This is a genomic window from Pseudomonas putida (genome assembly GCF_002741075.1).
Classification (GTDB): Bacteria; Pseudomonadota; Gammaproteobacteria; order Pseudomonadales; family Pseudomonadaceae; genus Aquipseudomonas; species Aquipseudomonas putida_T.
Window position 1 is genome coordinate 308138 of record NZ_CP016634.1, and the last position, 20417, is coordinate 328554.

The following is a 20417-nucleotide window of genomic DNA, read 5'->3' on the forward strand; positions in this document are numbered from 1 at the left end:
GCCAGCGAGCCCCATTCCCATGCAGATTTGTGGCTTCTCGCGCTGTGCGTGCCTCCAATGAAAAAGCCCAACCAGGTACACGGACGATGAGTCACCCCTCGCAATTCACCCTGCTCGGCAAGCGGCGCTTTTTGCCGTTCTTCATTACCCAGTCCCTGGGTGCCTTCAACGACAACCTGTTCAAGCAGTCGCTGATCCTGGCGATCTTGTACAAGCTCAGCCTGGAAGGCGAACGCTCGATCTGGGTCAACCTCTGCGCGCTGCTGTTCATCCTGCCGTTCTTCTTGTTCTCGGCATTGGCTGGGCAGTTTGGGGAAAAGTTCGCCAAAGATGCGTTGATCCGGGCGATCAAGTTGGCCGAGATCGTCATCATGGCCATCGGCGCCACGGGATTCGTCACTGGCCACCTACACCTGATGTTGCTGGCGCTGTTCGCCATGGGCACCCACTCGGCGCTGTTCGGTCCGGTGAAATACTCGATCCTGCCCCAGGCCCTGCGTGAGGAGGAACTGGTCGGCGGCAATGGCCTGGTTGAAATGGGCACCTTTCTGGCGATCCTGGCCGGAACCATCGGTGCCGGCGTGATGATGTCCTCTGGCAGCTACGCCACGGTGGTCGCCGCGGGTGTTGTCGGTACCGCGGTGCTCGGCTACCTGGCCAGCCGCTGGATACCCCGGGCGGCAGCCGCAGCGCCTCAGATGAAACTGGACTGGAACATCGTCAAGCAATCCTGGGCCACCTTGCGCCTGGGCCTTGGGCAGACACCAGCGGTCTCGCGCTCGATCGTCGGCAACTCCTGGTTCTGGTTCGTCGGCGCCATCTACCTGACCCAGATCCCGGCTTACGCCAAGGACTGGCTGCATGGCGACGAAACCGTGGTGACGCTGGTGCTGACCCTGTTCTCGGTGGGTATCGCCCTGGGTTCTTTGCTGTGCGAGCGCCTGAGCGGGCGCAAGGTGGAGATCGGGCTGGTGCCGTTCGGCTCGTTCGGCCTGACGCTGTTCGGCCTGCTGTGGTGGTGGCATTCGGGCGATGTGCCGGTGGGCGAAGTACCCCATGACTGGCTGGCGCTGCTGGGCATGGGCCAGGCCTGGTGGATCCTGCTGTCGATCGTCGGCCTGGGCGTGTTCGGTGGTTTCTACATCGTGCCGCTGTATGCCTTGATCCAGGCGCGCACTCCCGAGGATCAGCGGGCCCGGGTGATTGCCGCAAACAACATTCTCAATGCGCTGTTCATGGTGGTCTCGGCGATCATCACCATCGTGCTGTTGAGCGTGGCGAAACTGAGCATCCCACAATTGTTCCTGGTGGTGTCGTTGCTCAACGTCGCGGTCAATGCCTACATCTTCCGCATCGTGCCTGAATTCACCATGCGCTTCCTGATCTGGCTGCTCAGCCATTCCATGTACCGTGTGGAGCACAGGGACCTGGAGCGCATCCCTGATGAAGGCCCGGCATTGCTGGTGTGCAACCACGTATCCTTCGTCGATGCGCTGCTCATCGGCGGCGCCATTCGCCGGCCGATACGCTTCGTCATGTATTACAAGATCTACAACCTGCCGGTGCTCAACTTCGTATTCCGCACCGCCGGAGCCATCTCCATCGCCGGGCGCGGCGAAGACGAGGCCACCTATGAGCGGGCCTTTGCGCGCATTGCCGAGTACCTGGCGGATGGCGAACTGGTCTGCATTTTCCCCGAAGGCAAGCTGAGCGCCGATGGCGAGATCGATGTATTCAAGGGAGGGGTGAGCCGCATTCTCCAGGAGACACCAGTGCCGGTGATCCCGCTGGCTTTGCAGGGGCTGTGGGGCAGCTTCTTCAGTCGTGATCCGAACAAGGGCTTTTTCAAGCGCCTGTGGTCGAGGGTGACGCTGGTGGCTGGCGCCGCGATCCCGGTGGAGGCGGCGCAGCCGGATGCGCTACGCGAGAAGGTCAGTGCCCTGCGCGGCGATGTGCGTTGAGTGATGAAAGGAGGAAGGTCAGCTGGTGCTGACCTTCAGGCCGATCAGGCCGGCGATGATCAGTGCAACGCTGATCAGGCGCATGATTGCCATGGATTCGCCGAACAGGATGATGCCGGCGATCACGGTGCCGACGGCGCCGACGCCGGTCCATACGGCATACGCCGTGCCCAGCGGCAGTTCCTTCATGGCAAGGCCCAGAAGGCCCAGGCTCACGGCCATGGCGGCAACGGTCAGTGCGGTGGGGAGCGGACGGGTGAAGCCGTCGGTGTACTTCAGGCCTACGGCCCAGCCAACTTCGAACAGGCCAGCGAAGAACAGGATGATCCAGGACATGGTGGGTCTCCATCGTTATTAAGGATGGGGCCGTCCCCCTGAATGATCACGCAGAGCGTCGTGAGGTCGTCCTCACAGTGCGCACTATACTGCCCATTTCCAGAAAAGAGGGCAAGCGCAGCGGATTCTCGGTATCAGCGCCGACCGGGGCGAGGCGGGTGTGCCCTGCGACAGCTCGGCACTGGAAACATCAGTGGCTATCTGGCGCCGCGCGGACTGTCTCACCCGGTTCTTCCATCCGCCGGAACCAGGTCGACAGCAGCGCCCCGGAAATGTTGTGCCACACACTGAACAGTGCACTGGGTACCGCCGCCAGCGGCGAAAAGTGCGCCGCTGCCAGCGCCGCACCAAGCCCGGAGTTCTGCATCCCCACCTCGAGCGCCAGCGATTTGCGCTGTGCCAGCGGCAACTTGCACAGCTTGCCAGTGATATAGCCGAGCACGAAACCAAAGCCGTTGTGCAGGATGACCACCGCCATGATCAACAGGCCAGACTCGGCGATCTTCGCCTGGCTGGCCGCCACCACTGCGCATACGATCATGACGATGCTCACCACCGACACCAGCGGCAACACCTGCACTGCCATCTGCACGCGTGCGCCCAGCATGCGCTGGGCAACCACGCCGAGCACGATCGGCAACATCACCAACTGCAGGATTGACCAGAACATGTCCATGAAGGACACCGGCAGCCAGGCCGAGGCCAGGAACCAGATCAGTGCCGGTGTCAGCAGCGGGGCGAGCAGGGTGGTCACTGCGGCGATCGCCACCGCCAGCGCCAGGTCACCCTTCGACAGCCAGACCATCACGTTGGAGGCCGTTCCGCTTGGGCAGCAGCCGACCAGGATCACGCCCACGGCGATCTCGGCGGGCAGTTGGAACAGCTGGCACAGCAGCCAGGCGATGCCCGGCATGATCACGAAGTGCGCCACCACTCCCAGCGCCACCCGCCAGGGCTGGCGGGCGAGGGCGGCGAAGTCGTCGAGCTTGAGGGTCAGGCCCATGCCGAACATCACCAGGCCCAGTAAAGGCACGATGGCGACCTTCAAGGCGATGAACCATTCGGGCACGAGGAAGGCCAGGCAGGCGAACACCAGCACCCAGAGAGCGAAGGTATTGCCGACGAAGCGGCTGAGGGCGGCGAGGGCACGCATGGGGCAGGTCCTTTTGTCTTTATAGGGGTGATGGCACCAGATGTTCACTTGTCGCCTGGGCCAAAGCAATCGCGGGGCACGCCCGCTCCTGCAGGGGCTGCGATGACCCTGCAGGAGCGGGCGTGCCCCGCGATAGGCGAATGTTGGCTACCGCCGTCAGACCCCTTGCGGAATCTCCTCGCCCCCCAACGCCTCGAACAGTGCCGGCAGGAATTCGGTGAAGGTCATCATCATCAGGGTGAAGCTGGCATCGAACTGCTGCTGGGCTTCTTCACCGCCATCCTGTTCGGCTTGCTCCTGCAGCAGCTCCTCGAACTTCAGGCGTTTGATCACGGTCTTGTCGTCCAGCACGAACGAGAGTTTGTCCTGCCAGGCCAGGGCCAATTGGGTGACCACCTTGCCGGTACCCAGGTGCAACTGGATCTCTTCGCTGGCCAGGTCCTGGCGCTTGCAACGAACGATGCCGCCGTCTTCATGGGTATCGCGCAGCTCGCACTCGTCCAGGACGAAGAAGTCTGGCGCAGGTGTTTGGGATTTGACCCAGTCGGTCATGGTCGCGCTCGGAGCGATCTTCACGGTGACCGGACGCACCGGCAGCGACCCCATGACTTCACGCAGGGTCGACAGCAGGTCTTCGGCGCGTTTGGCGCTGGCCGAGTTGACCAGGATCAGGCCCAGGCGAGGAGCGATGGCGGCGAAGATCATCGAGCGGCGGATGAAGGCGCGCGGCAGGAACGACTGGATGATGTCGTCCTTGATCTGGTCACGCTCTTTCTTGTAGACCTTGCGCATTTGCTCGGTCTCGATCTCCTCGATCTTTTCCTTGACCGCGTCGTTGACCACACTGCTCGGCAGAATGCGCTCTTCCTTGCGCGCGGCGATCAGCAGGAAGTCACCGCTGACGTGCACCAGAGGAGCATCCTCGCCCTTGCCGAATGGGGCGACGAAGCCGTAGGTGGTCAGCTCCTGGCTGGCGCAGGGGCGGGCCGGCTTGCTGGCCAGGGCGGCTTCCAGTGCCTCGGGCTCGAACGGGATGTCCTGGGTCAGGCGGTAGGTCAGCAGGTTCTTGAACCACATGAGGGGGAATCTCTCCTTAATGCATAAGGCGGGCATTATTCTCCGAGGGGCGGCCACAGGCCAACCCTGTCAGAGGGCCACCAGGCACTTATTCATAAGGAAAAGCGAGGTTGCGCTAGGTCTTTGAAAGATCTGAAAATTTTTTTTAAAAAAGTGCTTGCCAGGGTGGCAGGTCCTCCGTAGAATGCGCGCCACACCGAGACGTTGGGTGATTAGCTCAGCCGGGAGAGCATCTGCCTTACAAGCAGAGGGTCGGCGGTTCGATCCCGTCATCACCCACCACTTCTCGATGTTTAGCGCAGCGGTAGTTCAGTCGGTTAGAATACCGGCCTGTCACGCCGGGGGTCGCGGGTTCGAGTCCCGTCCGCTGCGCCATATTCCAGCTTCCAGGGCCCACTGAACACCCGGAAGCCACAAAGAAAGCGACCTTAGGGTCGCTTTTTTTGTTTCTGACGTTCTTCTGGCGCCACGGGCGCTCAGAGAGATTCCGCGATCGCGAGTGGGGAGCGTGGCAGTCAGGCCGTCGCGATTGCCTGGTTTTTTTCTTCCTCGCGCAGCGTCAGCACCTCCACGCCGGTTTCCGTCACCGCCACCGTATGTTCCCATTGGGCCGACAGCGACTGGTCGCGAGTAATCACGGTCCAGCCATCGCGCAAGGTGCGTGTGCCGCGTCCGCCCTGGTTGATCATCGGTTCAATGGTGAAGACCATGCCGGGCTTTAGCTTCATGCCCATGCCAGGCTGACCGAAGTGCAGCACCTCAGGGCCTTCGTGCATTTGCTGGCCGATGCCGTGGCCGCAGTATTCCCGGACCACGCTGTAGCCTGCCGCCTCGGCATGGACCTGGATGGCATGGCCGATATCGCCGAGGGTGGCGCCAGGGCGCACCTGGGCAATGCCTTTCCAGAGTGCCGCATAAGTGGTATCCACCAGGCGCCGGGCATCGTCGCTGATCTGGCCGAGACAATACATTTTCGACGAATCGGCAATATAACCACCCTGTTCCAGGGTGATATCGACGTTGATGATGGACCCTTCCCTGAGCACTTCGTCGGCCTTTGGCATGCCATGGCACACTACATGATCCACGGAGGTGTTCAGCGCATAGGGAAAGCCGTACTGCCCCTTGCTCGCCGGTCGTGCCTTGAGCGTCTGGACGATGAAAGCCTCGGCGCGGTCGTTGATCTGCAGCGTGGTCACGCCTGGGCGAATGAAACCGTCCAGGTCAGCGAACACCTGGGCCAGCAGTTGGCCTGCACGGCGCATGAGGTCGAGTTGGGCCGGGGTCTTGAGGATTACTTGGGACATTGGCAGGTCGAGGATCGTATTGGCGAAGAGTCGCCAGAATAGCCCTGCAGACGATGCATGCGCCACCGCTTGCAGGGGGGAGGGTGAACAGGTGCTTGAAGCGCGAGGCCCGACGCTGCAAGCTGCCGGGCATGAACCTCGACACCCGCATCAAATACCGCCATCTACTGTGCTTTCTGGAGATTGCCCGCCAGGGTAGCCTGGCCAGGGCTGCGGATGTGTTGGCGATTAGCCAGCCGGCGATTTCCAAGACCCTGCGCGAGCTGGAAGAACTGCTCGAAACCCGGCTGTTCGAGCGCACCCGCCAAGGCGCCGAGCTGACCGCCGCCGGCACCTTGTTCATGCGCTATGCCGGGCCCAGTGTCCAGGCGCTGCGCGAAGGCGTGGGCAGTGTGCGCGGCGAGGCGCGAGCGCCATCGCAGGTGCGCATTGGTGTCCTGTCGACGGTCGAAAGCCTGCTCATGCCGGAGGTCCTGTGCCGCCTGCACCAGCGGCATTCGGCGCTGGTGATCGAAGTGGTGACCGGCGCCAGTGCCCAGTTGCTCGGCCAGCTGCGCCTGGGTGAACTGGAACTGGTGGTTGGGCGTATGACCGATAGCCCCCAAATCCAGGGGCTGTCCTTCGAGCATTTGTACAGCGAATCGATGACGCTGGTGGTACGCTCCGGGCATCCCTTGCTGGCGCGCCAGTCACTCGAACGCGCGCGGGTCGGTGACTACCCGCTGGTGCTGCCGCCCCAGGGCACGACCATCCGCCAGCACGCCGACAGCCTGTTCGTGCAGTGCGCGATCCAGATGCCAGCCCAGCGTCTGGAGACCTTGTCCCTGGCCTTGAGCCGTCGGTACCTGCTGGGTAGCGATGCGGTCTGGGTGGCGCCGCGTGATGCGGTACTGATCGATCTGGGGCGTGGCGAGCTGGTCGAACTCGACCTCGGTGTGCGCGAGCCCGGCGGTTCGGTGGGCATTTGCCGCAATGCCGCGCTCCCCCAAGGCATGCCTGGGCAATGGGTGTGCGAGGTGCTGCGCGAAGTCGCAGGTCAGTACCGGGATGGCTTGTACCCCTAAGCGTTGCAGGCCTTTAGCCATATCGGAGGCGGTCTGTGGCCCGAGTCAGGTAGGCGTGCGGGCAATGTCTCCTTTAATGGATCGGAAATATCCGTGAACTTATCGGACATTCCCTGCTCTCATGCCGGTAGCCATTGGTCACGGCCGCCTGCTAAGCTCGCGGCTTTACCTGATTGCCCTTATGGCGCATGAACAAGGAACTAGCATGAAACAGCATCGTTTGGCGGCTGCGGTTGCCCTGGTTGGCCTGGTCCTGGCGGGCTGCGACGCTCAGACCAGCAGCGTCGAGCTGAAGACTCCGGCACAGAAAGCCTCCTACGGTATCGGCCTGAACATGGGCAAGAGCCTGGCTCAGGAAGGCATGGAAGACCTTGATTCCAAAGCAGTAGCCCTCGGTATCGAGGATGCGGTTGCCAAGAAAGAGCAACGCATCAAGGACGAAGAGCTGGTCGAGGCGTTCACCGCGCTGCAGAAGCGTGCCGAAGAACGCCTGGCCAAGGCCAGCGAGGAAGCGGCCAGCGCCGGTAAGAAATTCCTCGAAGAAAACGCCAAGAAGCCAGGCGTGGTCACCACCGCGTCGGGCCTGCAGTATGAAGTGGTCAAGAAAGCCGACGGCCCGCAACCCAAGCCGACCGACGTGGTCACTGTTCACTACGAAGGCAAGCTGATCGATGGCAAGGTCTTCGACAGCTCCGTCGAGCGCGGCAGCCCGATCGATCTGCCTGTCAGCGGTGTGATCCCTGGCTGGGTTGAAGGTCTGCAACTGATGCACGTTGGCGAGAAGTACAAGCTGTACATCCCGGCTGACCTGGCTTACGGGGCCCAGAGCCCGAGCCCGCTGATCCCGGCCAACTCGGTCCTGGTGTTCGACCTGGAACTGATCGGCATCAAGGATCCATCCAAGGCTGAAGGCGAGGCCGAGGCTCCTGAAGCCGAAGCACCAGCCAAGTAATTTCCCTGTTGCCAACGCCCCGTCTCGACGGGGCGTTGTCGTTTCTGTGGACCGGTAAAGACGAACCTCGCCACGGCTACAGGGTCGTAGCAAGGGGAGGGCGCCCTGCAAGCAAAACGTTTGCGGATTTGAAACGACTGTGTAAAAAACGCCCGATCTGAGCGAGACCCTTGCCCGGTGGGCACCTCGCGTCGGAAACTGCACCCTGTTCACAAGGTTATCCACAATAAATGTGGATAACCTTCCCTGACGATATGGAGGCCTTATGAGCGCACCCTGGAATTTCGCCCGCTTCCTGCCTTTGGCAGAGCGCCTGCTCAGCCGTGGCCGTCTGCCGGCCCTGTTGTTCGCCGTGGCACGCAAAGGTCCGAAGCTTGGCCGACTGCGTGAGGATGTGCGCCTGTTGCAGGCCTTGTGCCTGGCGTGGTGGCGTGGCGAGTACCGGGCTATCAGTTCCAAGGCGCTGATCACCGTGGTGGCTGGTCTGCTGTACTTTGTCAGCCCGCTGGATGCCATTCCCGATTGGCTGGTGGGTGTCGGTTTTCTCGATGACATCGCCGTGCTCGGCTGGGTGCTCAAGACCGTGGCCGATGAACTGAACCGCTTCAAAGCCTGGCGCGACAGCCAGACGCCCGAGCGGCTGCGGGTGGTGGAGCGTCTGCCGGATACTCCTGAAAGCCTGCGCCTTGAGCGTCGAGCGCCCTGAGGCTTTGTTCCCAGAGGTGCCCTTGAAATTTGCGGGCGGTCTATCGACGCGTCGAGCCGCCCCGAAGTAGAGAACTTCCAGATCTTCTGCAAAAGCGCAAATCTGCCTGACCTGCACAGACCCCCGCGCTTGGACATATAATTGGCATAAGGAATATGCCTACGGATTACATGCTGTAATCCTACGTAAAGGGGGTTGTAATGGGTATTCAGGTCATCAGCCGGGACGGTCAACCCGAGTACGCCGTAGTGCCCTGGGAGCAGTATCAGGCGTTGCTCAAGGCTGCCGGGCAGGCGCCTGCCAGCGTAGCGCCGGAAGCGCCTGCCGCCGCCGAGGCACCGAGCCTGGCGCCATTGAGTGAACTGACGCGATTGCGTGAAGCCAAGGGGCTGGCGCCGGAGCAACTGGCGCGCAGTGTCGGCATCAGCCCGGCCTACCTGGGGATGATCGAAGCCGGCGAGCGTCAGCCGGACGCTGCGATCCTGCGCAGTCTGGCCTGGCACCTGGGGATCGCTGGCTGGAGCGAGCCATCATGAGCCAGGTGAGGATCAGTCGACAGCATTGGGAGAGCCTGTTGGGCGAGCTCGATGTGGCCCGCCGTCAACGTCACCTGCTTACCTACCGTGCCTTGATCGAACGTCTGCAGCTCCCTAGCCCGGCCATGCAGACCTTGACCGCCGCCCTGGAGTATCTCGCCGTCCTCGATGCCCGTGCCGATCAGCCGCTGCGCAGCTCGCTGGTGATCAGCCAGGGCGCCAGCCGACTGCCGCGTACCGGCTTCTTTGAGTGCGTCGAGCGCCTGGGGCGTTTTTCCGGGCCGGTCGATGGCCTGGAAGCGGCGTCCTGGCATGCCTCCGAGGTGGTGCGGGTGTTCGAGTACAGCTATTCGGAACACGCCTGACGGCAATTGATCAGGCCGCTGTCTGTTCGGTGATCAACCTCAGCAGGTCGAGCACCCGTCCGGTACCCAGATAGCGGCCGTTGTGGGTGATGACAAAGTCTTCGTCGAGGCGCTGGCGTGCCCTGCTGGTAATCAGGCGGCTGGCCTGATGCAGCGACTTGCGGCGCTCCAAGGTCAGAAAATCCATACTCATCAGTTGTGCGATCGCTGTCGCCGGAGTGGTCAGCAACCCCTGACGATGGATGATGCCGCAGGGGCTGCCCTGTTCATCCAGCACGGCGATGGAGTTGACCCCGGCGCAGGCCTCAAAAGTCTTCAGCACCTCTTCGATCTTGCTGTGAAGCGTCACCGCCGGTCGCTCGATCAGCAACGCGCTCAGGTCGTCGAGCGTCATTTTCGGCGCCGGCGTATCGCTATCGGTCTGAAGCAGCAGATGGAGGCCATCGCGTGGCGGGCACTCCTGTGGCCGGCCAAGCAGATAGCCCTGGACCAGGTCCACGCCCATTTCCCGAAGGACGGCCAATTCTTCCGCTAACTCGATGCCTTCGGCGATCACCTGGGCCCTTGAGGCGCGGGCAATGTGCAGGATGGAACCGACGAATTCGCGTTTGAGCGCATCCAGATGGATCCCGTCGATGAAGTGCCGATCGATCTTCACGTAGTCTGGCCGCAGCTCTGACCACAGGCGCAGGCTGGAGTAACCTGCCCCCAGATCGTCTAGGGCAATGGAAAAGCCCATGTCGCGATAGTGGTGCAGGGCGTTGGACAGCAGCTGGAAATCGTCTGTCGGGGTGTGTTCGGTCAACTCGATGACCACTCGGCTCGGCGGCAGCCCGACCTGCTCCAGCAGCCTGAGAGTGCGGCCGGAGGGATAATGTGGTTCAAGCAGCGACTCGGGTGAGACGTTGAGAAACAATTTACCCTCCAGCGCCTGGTCACAGAAGCGCCGGCAGGCACTGTCGCGGCAGGCTTCTTCCAGTTCGGTGAGGCGACCGGCCTGGTGGGCGATGGCGAACAGGTTCAGGGGCGCGTGTAACGGGCTGTTGGAGGGCCCGCGACTGAGCGCCTCGTAACCGAGGACGCGGCGTTCGGAAAGGCAGATGATCGGCTGGAACAGGCTATGGATGCTGCGTTGAGCCAGGATGGCGCTCAATGCGCTGAGCTGTTCGGCGACGGTCATGGACTGCTTCCTGAAAGAAAAAGGGCCGGGCGCTTGCGCGTCCGGCCCTTCTATTTCACGACAGTCGAATGACTATTTGATGACAGGTCGCATTATTTTGCCATCACGCTTTCAGTGCTTGGCTACCTGCGAATTGAGGCTCAGGTAGTCGAGCAGGATGCGCCCAGTCTCGGACAGGTAGGCATCGTCTTCCGGCTTGGTGTTCTCGTCCTCGGTCGGCAAGGCGTCCTCGTCTTCCTTCTTGAGCTCCTTGAGCGGCTCTTCGCCCTTGGCCTTGCGACGGATGTTCTCCAGCGCCAGTTGCTTGGCTTCGATCTCGTCGTGGCGGGCGCGGCGCTCCTGCTCGTTGAGGCTGACGGTCTTTTCGTTCATCAGCTTCTGGGTCAGGGCCAGGCGATCGCGGATATAGGCGAACTCCGGATCCTTGGCGCTGCGCGCATCGTGACGGGCCTTGAGTTCGGTCAGGAATGGCTTGAACGGGTCCACGGCTGGACGCACGACGGGGCGGATGGTGTCCCACGGCATGGCTTCTGGCAGGGCGCTTTCGCCGATTTCCTTGGTGTCGATGATCGACGGGTAGTCGATGTCCGGCAGGACGCCCTGGTGCTGGGTGCTCTGCCCGGAAACCCGGTAGAACTTGGCCAGGGTCAGTTTCAGCTCGCCATGGTTGAGCGGCTGGATGGTCTGCACGGTGCCTTTGCCGAAGGTCTGGCCGCCGATGATCAGGGCGCGATGGTAGTCCTGCATGGCACCGGCGAAGATCTCCGAGGCCGAGGCCGAGAGTCGGTTGACCAGCAGGGCCAGCGGGCCTTTGTAGAAGGCGCCCGGGTTTTCGTCCTCGAGCACATCGACACGGCCGTCGCTGTTGCGCACCAGCACCGTCGGGCCCTTCTCGATGAACAGGCTGGTCAGCTCGGTGGCTTCTTGCAGGGAACCGCCGCCGTTGTTGCGCAGGTCGATGACCACGCCGTCGACTTTTTCCTTCTGCAGCTCGGTCAGCAGCTTCTTCACGTCACGGGTGGTGCTCTTGTAGTCCGGATCCCCTGCGCGATAGGCCTTGAAGTCCAAGTAGAACGCCGGGATCTCGATGATGCCCAGCTTGTACTCGCGCCCGTCCTGCTTGAGCTTGAGCACCGACTTCTTGGCGGCTTGCTCCTCGAGCTTGACCGCCTCGCGGGTGATCGACACGATCTTGCTGGTCTGGTCGTTAGGCGCGTTGCTGGCCGGGATGATCTCCAGGCGCACCACCGAGCCTTTCGGGCCGCGAATCAGCTTGACCACTTCGTCCAGGCGCCAGCCGACCACGTCGACCATTTCCTTGTTGCCCTGGGCCACGCCGATGATCTTGTCGGCCGGTGCTACCTGTTTGGTCTTGGCTGCCGGGCCTGCAGGCACCAGGCGCACGATCTTGACCTGATCGTTGTCGCTTTGCAGCACAGCGCCAATGCCTTCGAGCGACAGACTCATGTTGATGTCGAAGTTTTCCGCGTTATCCGGCGACAGATAGTTGGTGTGCGGGTCGTACGACTGGGCAAAGGTATTGATATAGGCCTGGAAGATATCCTCGGCACGGGTCTGGTCCAGACGCGACAGCTGGTTCTTGTAGCGTTTGGTCAGGGTTTCCTGGATCTGCTTGGGGTCCTTGCCCGCGATCTTCTGGCGCAGGACTTCATCTTTGACGCGCTTGCGCCACAGGTCGTCGAGCTCGGCCTCGCTCTTCATCCACGGGGCATCCTTGCGGTCGACCAGCAAGGTTTCATGGGTGGTGAAGTCCATTTTGTCGACGCCCTTGTCCAACTCCGCCAGCGCGAAGTCCAGACGCGATTTCACGCGGTCCAGGTAGCGCTTGTAGATGGTGAAGCCAGGCTCGAGGTTGCCGCTTTTGAGGAAGTCGTCGAACTGGGTCTTCCACTTGTCGAACTGGGCGATGTCGGCAGCGGTGAAGTAACTGCGCGACGGGTCGAGCAGCTTGATGTAGCTGTCGTAGATGATGATCGAACGGGCGTCGTCCAGCGGCGGCTTGCTGTAGTGGTGGCGCTTGAGCAATTCCACCACGTTGAGACTGGCGACGATCTCGTCTCGGTCCGGCTGCAGGCTGTCCCACTTGTTGGCGGCCGATGCATTGCCGCCGAGCGTGAGACTGCCGAGGCCGATCATGAGGGCAAGGGCGGTGCTGGGCAGGAAATGCTTCATGCTGATTCGACGTAAAGGCAATTGATCACGCATAGTAGGCCGTCTTTTCCGTTCGCCGGCTCCAGAAGAGCCGGACGCATACTGCAAAAAGCCCGGGACATGGCGATCCCGGGCTCAGTCATGATTCAACTATGGAGGCACTGTGAAGGCATTGCAAGGCGTTGACGGACATGTGGCCTGGGTAGACGCCGAGCGCCCGGCCTGTGATGCGGGTCAGGTCCGAATCCGTGTGGCAGCAGCGGGGCTCAACCGTGCCGACCTGCTCCAGCGCGCGGGCTTGTACCCGCCGCCCCCAGGTGCCAGCCCTTACCTGGGCCTGGAGTGCGCCGGGGTGATCGAGGAAGTCGGTCCAGGCGCCGATTGGCGCATTGGCGACCGGGTCTGCGCGTTGCTGGCCGGTGGCGGCATGGCCGAGGAAGTGGTGGTGGATGCCCGTCATGTCCTGCCGGTCCCCGAAGGCCTGAGCCTGCACGAGGCGGCGGCGATTCCCGAGGTGTATGCCACGGCCTGGCTGAACCTCTTTCAATTGGCTGGCCTGCAGGCGGGTGAGAAGGTACTGGTGCATGCCGGAGCCAGTGGCGTGGGCTCTGCGGCGATCCAGTTGTGCAAGGCGTTCGGCAACCCGGTGTGGGTCAGCGTCGGCTCGCAGGATCGTCTGGCGTACTGTCAGGCGCTGGGTGCGGCTGGTGGCGTGGTGCGCAACGAGAACCTGGACGCGCTGGAGGGCTTCGGCCCGTTCGATGTGATCCTCGATCCCGTAGGCGCCAGCTATGGGCCGCTCAACCTCAAGCTGCTGGCACGCGACGGTCGTTGGGTGATCATCGGCCTGATGGGCGGGCGCAAGGCTGAGCTGGACCTGGCGCAACTGCTGACCAAGCGGGTGCAGGTCACGGGCTCGACGCTGCGCAGCCGTGACGATGCCTTCAAGGGTGAGCTGTTGCGTGACCTGGGCCAACAGGTATGGCCGCTGTTCAGCGAAGGACGGCTTTCGCCGCAACTGGTGGACACGTATCCGGTGGCCTTTGCCGAGGCAGCGTTTGCGGAGCTTGCGAGCAACCAAGTGTCGGGCAAGCTGGTGCTGGTGATCGACCCTGGCTTGGCATAAACCGGGCTGGTCCATTCGCGGTTAAATCCGCTCTCACTGCTCGTGTGGGAGCGGGTTTACCCGCGAAAGGTCGGAACAGATGCTGCGAATATCAGCTCCAGCTCAGGATCGGCCACCCATTGGTCTGCGCATGCTCGCGCAACACCGAGTCCGGGTTGACTACATGCGGGTAGTCGACCGTCAACAACAAGGGCAGGTCATTGCGCGAGTCTGAATAGAAGCTCGCCCCCTCCAGATTCTCCTGCTCCTGATCCAGCCACTCCAGCAGGCGGGTGATCTTGCCTTCGCGGTAGGTCAGCACGCCATGGGTCTTGCCGGTGTACACGCCATTCACCGCTTCCAGTTCGATGGCCAGGTATTCGTCCACCCCCAGGCGTGCCGCGATTGGTCCTACAAGATGGGTGCCCGAGGCGGAGATGATCAGGATGCGGTCACCGCGCTTGCGATGCTCGGCGATGCAGCGGCAGGCGTCGCCATAGATGATCGGCTCGATCACATCCTCGACCCAGGGCTCGATCAGGTGCTCGACTTCTTCGAGCGTACGCCCGGCGATCGGCTCCAGGCTGAAGGCCATGTATTCCTCCATCTGCAGGTGGCCCTTGCCATAGGCTTCCATCAATTCCTGGTCACGGCGCAGGAATTCCTTGCCGTCGACCCAGCCCAGTTGGGCCATCTGCTTGCTCCACAGCGAGGCGCAGTCACCGTGGATGAGGGTTTCGTCCAGATCGAAAATTGCCAATGCCATTGCGTGTTTCTCCTTAGGCCACTTCTCGTAGCGCCGTGGGATCGATCGACAAGGATACCCGCTGGCCATCGGCATGCAGGTCGGCCGACGAGCGATTGAGCACGTCCACCACCAGTTCCACGCCCCGTACCTGTACCCGATAACGAATGACGTTGCCCAGCAGGCTGTGGCTGTTCACCTGGCCGTCGAGCTCGCCGTCCAGGTGTAGGCTGATCGCTTCCGGGCGGATCGCCAGGCGGGCGGCCACCGGGCGTTGCAGCAGGCGACTGGCGGCGTCCGGATCGAGCAGGTTGTAGTTGCCGATGAAGCCTGCGGCGAACAGGTCCACAGGCGCTGTATAAAGGGTTTCGGCGTCGCCGCTCTGGACGATGCGCCCTTGGTTCATCAGGAAGATGCGGTCGGACATCGTCAGCGCTTCTTCCTGGTCGTGGGTGACGAAAATGGTGGTCAGCCCGAGTTCGCGCTGGATGGCACGGATCTGTTCGCGCAGGTGCTTGCGGATGCGCGCATCCAGGGCCGAGAGCGGCTCGTCGAGCAGCAGCAGGCGTGGGCGGGTCACCAGCGAACGGGCCAGGGCCACGCGTTGGCACTGGCCGCCGGAGAGCTGGTGCGGGTAGCGCCCGGCAAAACTGCCAAGCTCTACCAGCTCGAGGGCTTCACGGACCCGGGCCTGGCTCTCGTCGGCCTTGGTCCTCTGCATGCGCAGGCCAAAGGCCACGTTCTGTTCCACGGTCATGTTGGGAAACAGTGCATAGCTCTGGAACACCATGCCGATGCCGCGCTTCTGCGGGCTGACGGGCACCAGGTCCTGGCCGTCGAGCAGGATCCGGCCGCTGTCCACCGGGGTGAGGCCGGCGATGCAACGCAGCAGGGTCGACTTGCCGCAGCCGGAAGGGCCCAGCAGGGTGACGAACTCGCCGCGTTCGATCTGGCAGTCGATGTCATGGAACACCGGGCTGCCGGCATAGCTTTTGTGCAGTTTCTGTACGCTGACGAAGCTCATGTCAGGATTTGTCCTTGTTCAGGCGATTGGCGACCCAGGTCAGCACCAGCACGAAGGCGAAGTAGGAGATTACCAGTGCGCTGTTGAAATGGCCGCTGCTGTTGCGCATGTTGTTCAGGTAGACCTGCAAGGTCTCGTAGCGTGTACCCACCAGCAGGTTGGCGAAGACGAATTCGCCGAACAGGAAGGAAAACGACAATAGCAACGCCACCATCAGGCCCTTGCGCAGGTTCGGCAGCACCACCAGGAATGCGGCCTGCCAGGTACTGGCGCCGAGCAGTTGGGCCGCGTCCATCAGGTCGCGCAGGTTGATCGCCTGCAGGTTGTTGGTGATAGCCCGGTACATGAAGGGCAGGGCGATGGTGAAGTAGCAGCCGATCAGGATCCACGGCGTACCGACCATGGCCATCGGGCCGCTGCCATACAGTTGCAGCAGGCCCACCGAGGACACCACCGGTGGTACGGCGAACGGCAGCAGGATGAGGATGTTCATCAGCGCGTCCAGCCGCGGGAAGTGGTAATGCACCACGAACAGCAACGGCAGGATCAGCACCACCGACAGCAGCAGCGCACCCACGCACACCAGCAGCGACTGGCCGAAGGCCGCGAGAAAGCGCGGCTCGCCCCACAGCGCCAGGTACCACTTGAAGGTCAGGCCACTGGGCAGCAGGCTCGCCGACCAACTGGTGGCCAGGGAGTAGAGCAGGGTGCCGGCCAAGGGCAGCAGCAGGATGATGAACAACAGGTACACCACGACCCGATGGTAGAGGTTGGTGCGAGGTTCAGCGCGCATGGTAGCTCCTCTTGAGCAGCCATTGATGGACCACGGTGACCAGTGTCATCAGACCCACCAGCACCATGGCCAAGGCACTGGCCAGGTTCGGGTCCAGGGTGATGTCGCCAGCCACCAGGGCCGCGATACGGATGGGCAGCACGTTGAAGTTGCCGGTGGTCAGGGCGTAGACGGTGGCATAGGCGCCCAGGGCGTTGGCCAGCAGGATCACGAACGTCCCCAGCAACGCTGGCGTCAGCACCGGCAGGCCGATGTAGCGCCAGAACTGCCAGTGGCTGGCACCCAGCAGCGCCGCCGACTCGCGCCAGTCCTCACGCAGGGCATCGAAGGCCGGGTAGAGCAGCAGCACGCCGAGGGGAATCTGGAAGTAGGTGTACACCAGGATCAGGCCGCTCTTGGAGTAGATGCTGAAATCCTCCAACAGACCCACTTGCTTGAGCAGCAGGGTCAGTGCTCCGTTGAAGCCCAGCAGGATGATGAAGGCGAACGCCAGTGGCACGCCGGTGAAGTTGCTGGTCATGTTGGCGAAGGCGCTGACGAAATCGCGCAGGCGTGAGTCCACCTGGCGCAGGGAATAGGCGCCCAGGGTAGCGATGACGATGCCGAACAGGCTCGACCAGAAGCTGATCTCCAGGCTGCGCTGCAGCGCCTGCAGGTAGAACTTGGAGGCAAAGATCTTGCTGAAGTTGTCCAGGCCCCAGCCGCTTTCACTCTGCAGGCTGTTGATGGCCACCCAGGCCAATGGCGCGATCTGGAAAACGATGAAGAAAACGGCGAACGGAAGCAGGCAGAGCAGGGCCAGGTAGCGGCCACGTTGGCTAGCATTCACTTAAGCAGCTCCCTGCACACGGGTTTGTCATGGGCTGCACCGAGTAGCTCGCAGATCGTGCCGCACAGTTCGGTCTGCAAGGGCGTGGCCGCAGGGTCCAGGCTGAATGCCTCGCCGAACACGAACAAAGGCACTTCGCGCTCCTCGGCCAGCAGACCATTGTGCGAGCGGTCGTTGTTCATGCCATGGTCGGCGGTCACCAGCACCTGATAGCCCTCTCGCAACCACAGCGGCAGGTAGTCGGCCAGCAGGATATCGACACTGCGGGCGGCATTTCGGTATTGGCTGCTGTCCAGGCCATGGCGGTGCCCGGCGTCGTCGATGTTCATCGGGTGCACCAGCAGAAAGTTCGGTGCATGGCGCCGGCGCAGGTACTCAGCGTCGGCCAGCAGGTGTGAGTCGGGATAGTGGTCGGCGTAATAGAACAGGCCGTGCTGGATCGGCAGCTTCGGCGCGTGGGTGTGACGGTCGCGCAACGGGTCGAAGGGCGAGCGGTTGTACAGCTCGCTGAACCAATGGTAAGCGGCCGCCGCGGTCCCCAGGCCCGCTTCGCGGGCGTAATGGAAGACACTGCGTTGGTTGGACAAGCGTGTGATGTTGTTGTGCACGATGCCGCTGTCGATCGGCGGGACGCCAGTGAGGATGCACTCGTACAGGGGGCGTGACAGCGACGGCAGCTCGCATTCCACGCGGTACAGCGCGGCGCGGTCTGCCTCGACGTAGGCATGCAGGTGGCCCATGGCATGATGGGCCACCTGATGGTTGAGGCCGTCGAGCAGGACCAGGATGACGTTGTGTTGCATGGTGGCTCCCAGTGGAACTCAAGCTGCAAGCTACAAGCGGTAAGAAGCAGCAGGCATGTCGATCACCTGCTTTTGACTTGAAGCTTGCAGCTTGAAACTTGAAGCTGTGTTATTCCATCTCGATGATCACTTGCTCCTGCCACATCTGCGGCAGCTTCTTGGAGGTGGCTTCCCAGGCCTCGGCGTTCTTGATCGGTTGGGCGGCGCTGTACTGTTCGTTCGGCAGCAGCTTGGCCTGCACCTCGGCCGGCAGCTTCAGGTGCTCGGCGCGAATCGGACGGGCGTGGCCGATGGCAAGGTTGGTCTGGCCGGCATCACTGAAAATGTACTCACGCGTCAACTTGGCAGCGTTGGGGTGCTTGGCGTATTTGTTGATGATAGTGGTGTAACCGGAGATCACCGAGCCGTCGGACGGGATCAGTACCTCGAAGCGCTTGGGGTCGATCTGTTCGCGATAGCTCAGGCCGTTGAAGTCCCACACCACGCCAACTTCCACTTCCCCCTTCTCCAGGGTCTGGATGGTCGGGTTGGCCAGCGACAGGCGCTTTTGCTGGGCCAGTTTGGTGAACAACTGCAGGCCCGGCTGGAGGTTGCTCTCGTCGCCTTTATAGGCGATGGCCGCGGCGAGTACGCCGTTGGCGGCCTGGGCGGCGGTGCCTACGTCGCCGATGGCGACCTTGTACTTGCCTTTTTCCAGGTCGTGCCAGGTTTTCGGACGCTCGCCTTCCTTGACCAGGTCCTTGTTGATGATGAACGCAATAGTACCGGTATAGGCCAGGGCCCAATGGCCGTCCTTGTCCTTGGCCCACTCCGGCACTTGGTCCCAGGTGCTGGGTTTGTACGGCTGGGTCACGCCCTTGGTGGCGGCGATGGGGCCGAAGGCGGCGCCCACGTCACCGATGTCGGCACTGGCGTTGTCCTTCTCGGCGTCGAACTTGGCGATCTCCTGCGCCGAGCTCATGTCGGTGTCGCTGTGCTTGAGCCCATATTTACTGGCAAGGTCCGCCCAGGTGCCTTTCCAGTTGGCCCAGGCATCAGGCATGCCCACGCTGTTGATGGTGCCTTCCTTGCGGGCGGCTTCTTCCAGGGCCTTGAGGTCGGGATCGGCGGCCATGGCCGATGTACACAGGGCGATGGCCGAGCCCAGCAGTGACGCCATGAAGAACTTTTTCATCCGAAGCTCCTTTGGTGGGGTCTTGCAGTGTTGTTTTGGAAAAAACCTTCGCTCGCGAACCTTTGGTCTAGGTCAGCAAACCTCGAGCCAAGGTAGGCCGGTTGCGTGACAGTTTGATGTACGGGCAGGGCCGCAGCCCTGTGATGCAGGCCTTGGCACTACAGCGTAGACCAGATCGCAGGCCTTTATTCGCAAGGCCTTGCTCGTTTCCCGCGCCAGCACTGGTAGTCTTTGTCACGGGATGTTCATCAGTCGTCCCTAGGCTTGCACTATTCTCCAATTGCCCAACATTGGGGCTGGACTAGTCCATATAGGTAACCCTTGATGCACTCGACGCCACCGCGCGCGGTAACAGCTATCTGTCATGCCTTGCAGGAGCAGATCGAACACGGCTTGCTGGCACCGGGCGGCAAGCTGCCGGCCGAGCGCAAGCTCAGTGAGGTGTTCGACACCACGCGCATCACCTTGCGCGAGGCGCTGGTGCAGCTGGAAGCCCAGGGGCTGATCTATCGCGAGGAGCGGCGGGGCTGGTTCGTGGCGCCGGAGCGGCTGACGTACGATCTGATTGAGCGCAGTCACTTCCATGCCATGGTCCGGGCGCAGGGGCGGGTACCGAGTACCGAATTGCTGTCGGCGCGGTTGCAGCCGGCTTCGGCGGCGATTTGTGCGCGGTTACACTTGCCGGCGTTGTCCAGCGTGGTGCAGATCTGCCGTTTGCGGCGCATCGACGGGCGCGGGGTGCTGTATGCCGAGCATTACCTGAACCCTAAGTACTTTCCTGGGATCCTGGAGTTGGATCTCGGCCAGTCGCTGACCGAGATCTATGCGCGGGTGTACGGTATCGCCTATGGGCGGGTGTGTTTCGAAATCCTGCCAACCGCCTTGCCGGCACCGGCTGCCGCAGCGCTTAAGGTCTCGGCGGGTAGCCCGGGGTTGCATGTCACCCGGGTCAACAGCGATCAGCATGGGCACCTGATCGATTGTGACTTGGAATACTGGCGGCATGATGCGATATGCATTAAAGCGGACGCCGGTTAACGTTCAGGTTCCCATGCTGTTGCTGTTCTGGATTAGCGCTGTCAGTCCTGGCTCACCCGACTTCCATGGCGGGCCTGAAGCGCTTGGACCTTGGAGG

At 62.2% G+C, this 20417-nt stretch carries 19 protein-coding genes, 2 tRNA genes and 1 pseudogene; 10 read left to right on the plus strand and 12 right to left on the minus strand.

Features of this window, described 5'->3' with window-relative positions:
• The first annotated feature begins 86 nt into the window (after window positions 1-86).
• Window positions 87-1961, plus strand: coding sequence for an MFS transporter (locus IEC33019_RS01750; RefSeq protein WP_070091701.1), 1875 nt, complete (start codon window positions 87-89; stop codon window positions 1959-1961).
• 18 nt (window positions 1962-1979) lie between these two features.
• Here the strand turns inward: IEC33019_RS01750 and sugE are convergent, their stop codons facing one another.
• From sugE to rdgC, 3 genes are all read right to left on the minus strand, one after another.
• Window positions 1980-2297: a quaternary ammonium compound efflux SMR transporter SugE gene (gene sugE / locus IEC33019_RS01755; RefSeq protein WP_043215559.1), complete on the minus strand. Its 318-nt coding sequence runs from the start codon at window positions 2295-2297 to the stop codon at window positions 1980-1982.
• A gap of 190 nt (window positions 2298-2487) precedes the next feature.
• Complete coding sequence (locus IEC33019_RS01760) at window positions 2488-3450, minus strand: bile acid:sodium symporter family protein (RefSeq protein ID WP_070091700.1); 963 nt, start codon at window positions 3448-3450, stop codon at window positions 2488-2490.
• 156 nt (window positions 3451-3606) lie between these two features.
• Entirely contained in the window at window positions 3607-4527 is a 921-nt protein-coding gene (rdgC, locus tag IEC33019_RS01765) for a recombination-associated protein RdgC (protein ID WP_070091699.1), read from the minus strand.
• Between the two features lie 206 nt (window positions 4528-4733).
• Here rdgC and IEC33019_RS01770 point away from each other — a divergent pair.
• Both IEC33019_RS01770 and IEC33019_RS01775 read left to right on the plus strand, forming a co-directional pair.
• Window positions 4734-4809: transfer RNA gene (locus IEC33019_RS01770), tRNA-Val, on the plus strand.
• Window positions 4810-4825: 16 nt separating this feature from the next.
• Window positions 4826-4902, plus strand: a tRNA-Asp gene (locus IEC33019_RS01775).
• A 140-nt stretch (window positions 4903-5042) separates the two neighbouring features.
• On the opposite strand, the gene map is transcribed toward IEC33019_RS01775, so the two are convergent.
• The gene (map, locus tag IEC33019_RS01780; RefSeq protein ID WP_070091698.1) at window positions 5043-5834 is read right to left on the minus strand and encodes a type I methionyl aminopeptidase; all 792 of its coding nucleotides are present in this window, start codon (window positions 5832-5834) and stop codon (window positions 5043-5045) included.
• Between the two features lie 131 nt (window positions 5835-5965).
• Here map and pcaQ point away from each other — a divergent pair, with 131 nt between their 5' ends.
• The 5 genes from pcaQ to IEC33019_RS01805 all read left to right on the plus strand — a co-directional run bounded on the left by pcaQ (window position 5966) and on the right by IEC33019_RS01805 (window position 9457).
• A complete protein-coding gene (gene pcaQ / locus IEC33019_RS01785) occupies window positions 5966-6898 on the plus strand; it encodes a pca operon transcription factor PcaQ (protein WP_070091767.1) in 933 nt (310 codons plus the stop codon).
• Between the two features lie 205 nt (window positions 6899-7103).
• Complete coding sequence (locus tag IEC33019_RS01790; RefSeq protein WP_043206667.1) at window positions 7104-7850, plus strand: FKBP-type peptidyl-prolyl cis-trans isomerase; 747 nt, start codon at window positions 7104-7106, stop codon at window positions 7848-7850.
• A gap of 265 nt (window positions 7851-8115) precedes the next feature.
• On the plus strand, window positions 8116-8556 hold the full coding sequence (locus IEC33019_RS01795; RefSeq protein ID WP_070091697.1) for a YkvA family protein: 441 nt from the start codon (window positions 8116-8118) through the stop codon (window positions 8554-8556).
• Window positions 8557-8756: 200 nt separating this feature from the next.
• The gene (locus IEC33019_RS01800) at window positions 8757-9092 is read left to right on the plus strand and encodes a helix-turn-helix domain-containing protein (RefSeq protein WP_070091696.1); all 336 of its coding nucleotides are present in this window, start codon (window positions 8757-8759) and stop codon (window positions 9090-9092) included.
• Window positions 9089-9457, plus strand: coding sequence for a hypothetical protein (locus IEC33019_RS01805; protein WP_070091695.1), 369 nt, complete (start codon window positions 9089-9091; stop codon window positions 9455-9457). Before IEC33019_RS01800 ends, IEC33019_RS01805 begins: the two co-directional genes overlap by 4 nt.
• Window positions 9458-9482: 25 nt before the next feature.
• On the opposite strand, the pseudogene IEC33019_RS01810 reads toward IEC33019_RS01805, so the two are convergent.
• Both IEC33019_RS01810 and IEC33019_RS01815 read right to left on the minus strand, forming a co-directional pair.
• Window positions 9483-10637, minus strand: a pseudogene (locus IEC33019_RS01810) (EAL domain-containing protein); the annotation flags it as partial.
• A gap of 111 nt (window positions 10638-10748) precedes the next feature.
• Entirely contained in the window at window positions 10749-12830 is a 2082-nt protein-coding gene (locus tag IEC33019_RS01815; RefSeq protein ID WP_170831747.1) for a carboxy terminal-processing peptidase, read from the minus strand.
• Window positions 12831-12972: 142 nt separating this feature from the next.
• Here IEC33019_RS01815 and IEC33019_RS01820 point away from each other — a divergent pair, with 142 nt between their 5' ends.
• Complete coding sequence (locus IEC33019_RS01820) at window positions 12973-13935, plus strand: NAD(P)H-quinone oxidoreductase (RefSeq protein WP_070091693.1); 963 nt, start codon at window positions 12973-12975, stop codon at window positions 13933-13935.
• Window positions 13936-14026: 91 nt separating this feature from the next.
• On the opposite strand, the gene IEC33019_RS01825 is transcribed toward IEC33019_RS01820, so the two are convergent.
• The 6 genes from IEC33019_RS01825 to IEC33019_RS01850 form a co-directional block, all read right to left on the minus strand.
• On the minus strand, window positions 14027-14680 hold the full coding sequence (locus IEC33019_RS01825; protein ID WP_070091692.1) for an HAD family hydrolase: 654 nt from the start codon (window positions 14678-14680) through the stop codon (window positions 14027-14029).
• 13 nt (window positions 14681-14693) lie between these two features.
• Window positions 14694-15683 (minus strand): ABC transporter ATP-binding protein, encoded by a 990-nt coding sequence (locus IEC33019_RS01830; RefSeq protein WP_070091691.1) that lies wholly within the window; start codon window positions 15681-15683, stop codon window positions 14694-14696.
• A 1-nt stretch (window position 15684) separates the two neighbouring features.
• The gene (locus tag IEC33019_RS01835) at window positions 15685-16476 is read right to left on the minus strand and encodes an ABC transporter permease (RefSeq protein WP_070091690.1); all 792 of its coding nucleotides are present in this window, start codon (window positions 16474-16476) and stop codon (window positions 15685-15687) included.
• A complete protein-coding gene (locus IEC33019_RS01840; protein WP_070091689.1) occupies window positions 16466-17305 on the minus strand; it encodes an ABC transporter permease in 840 nt (279 codons plus the stop codon). The genes IEC33019_RS01835 and IEC33019_RS01840 overlap by 11 nt, the downstream gene beginning before the upstream one ends.
• Window positions 17302-18108, minus strand: a complete 807-nt coding sequence (locus IEC33019_RS01845; protein ID WP_070091688.1) for an alkaline phosphatase family protein — start codon at window positions 18106-18108, stop codon at window positions 17302-17304. Before IEC33019_RS01845 ends, IEC33019_RS01840 begins: the two co-directional genes overlap by 4 nt.
• Before the next feature lie 109 nt (window positions 18109-18217).
• Window positions 18218-19282, minus strand: a complete 1065-nt coding sequence (locus IEC33019_RS01850; RefSeq protein WP_070091687.1) for an ABC transporter substrate-binding protein — start codon at window positions 19280-19282, stop codon at window positions 18218-18220.
• A gap of 324 nt (window positions 19283-19606) precedes the next feature.
• Here IEC33019_RS01850 and IEC33019_RS01855 point away from each other — a divergent pair, with 324 nt between their 5' ends.
• On the plus strand, window positions 19607-20320 hold the full coding sequence (locus tag IEC33019_RS01855) for a UTRA domain-containing protein (protein WP_070091686.1): 714 nt from the start codon (window positions 19607-19609) through the stop codon (window positions 20318-20320).
• The last annotated feature ends 97 nt before the right edge of the window (window positions 20321-20417 follow it).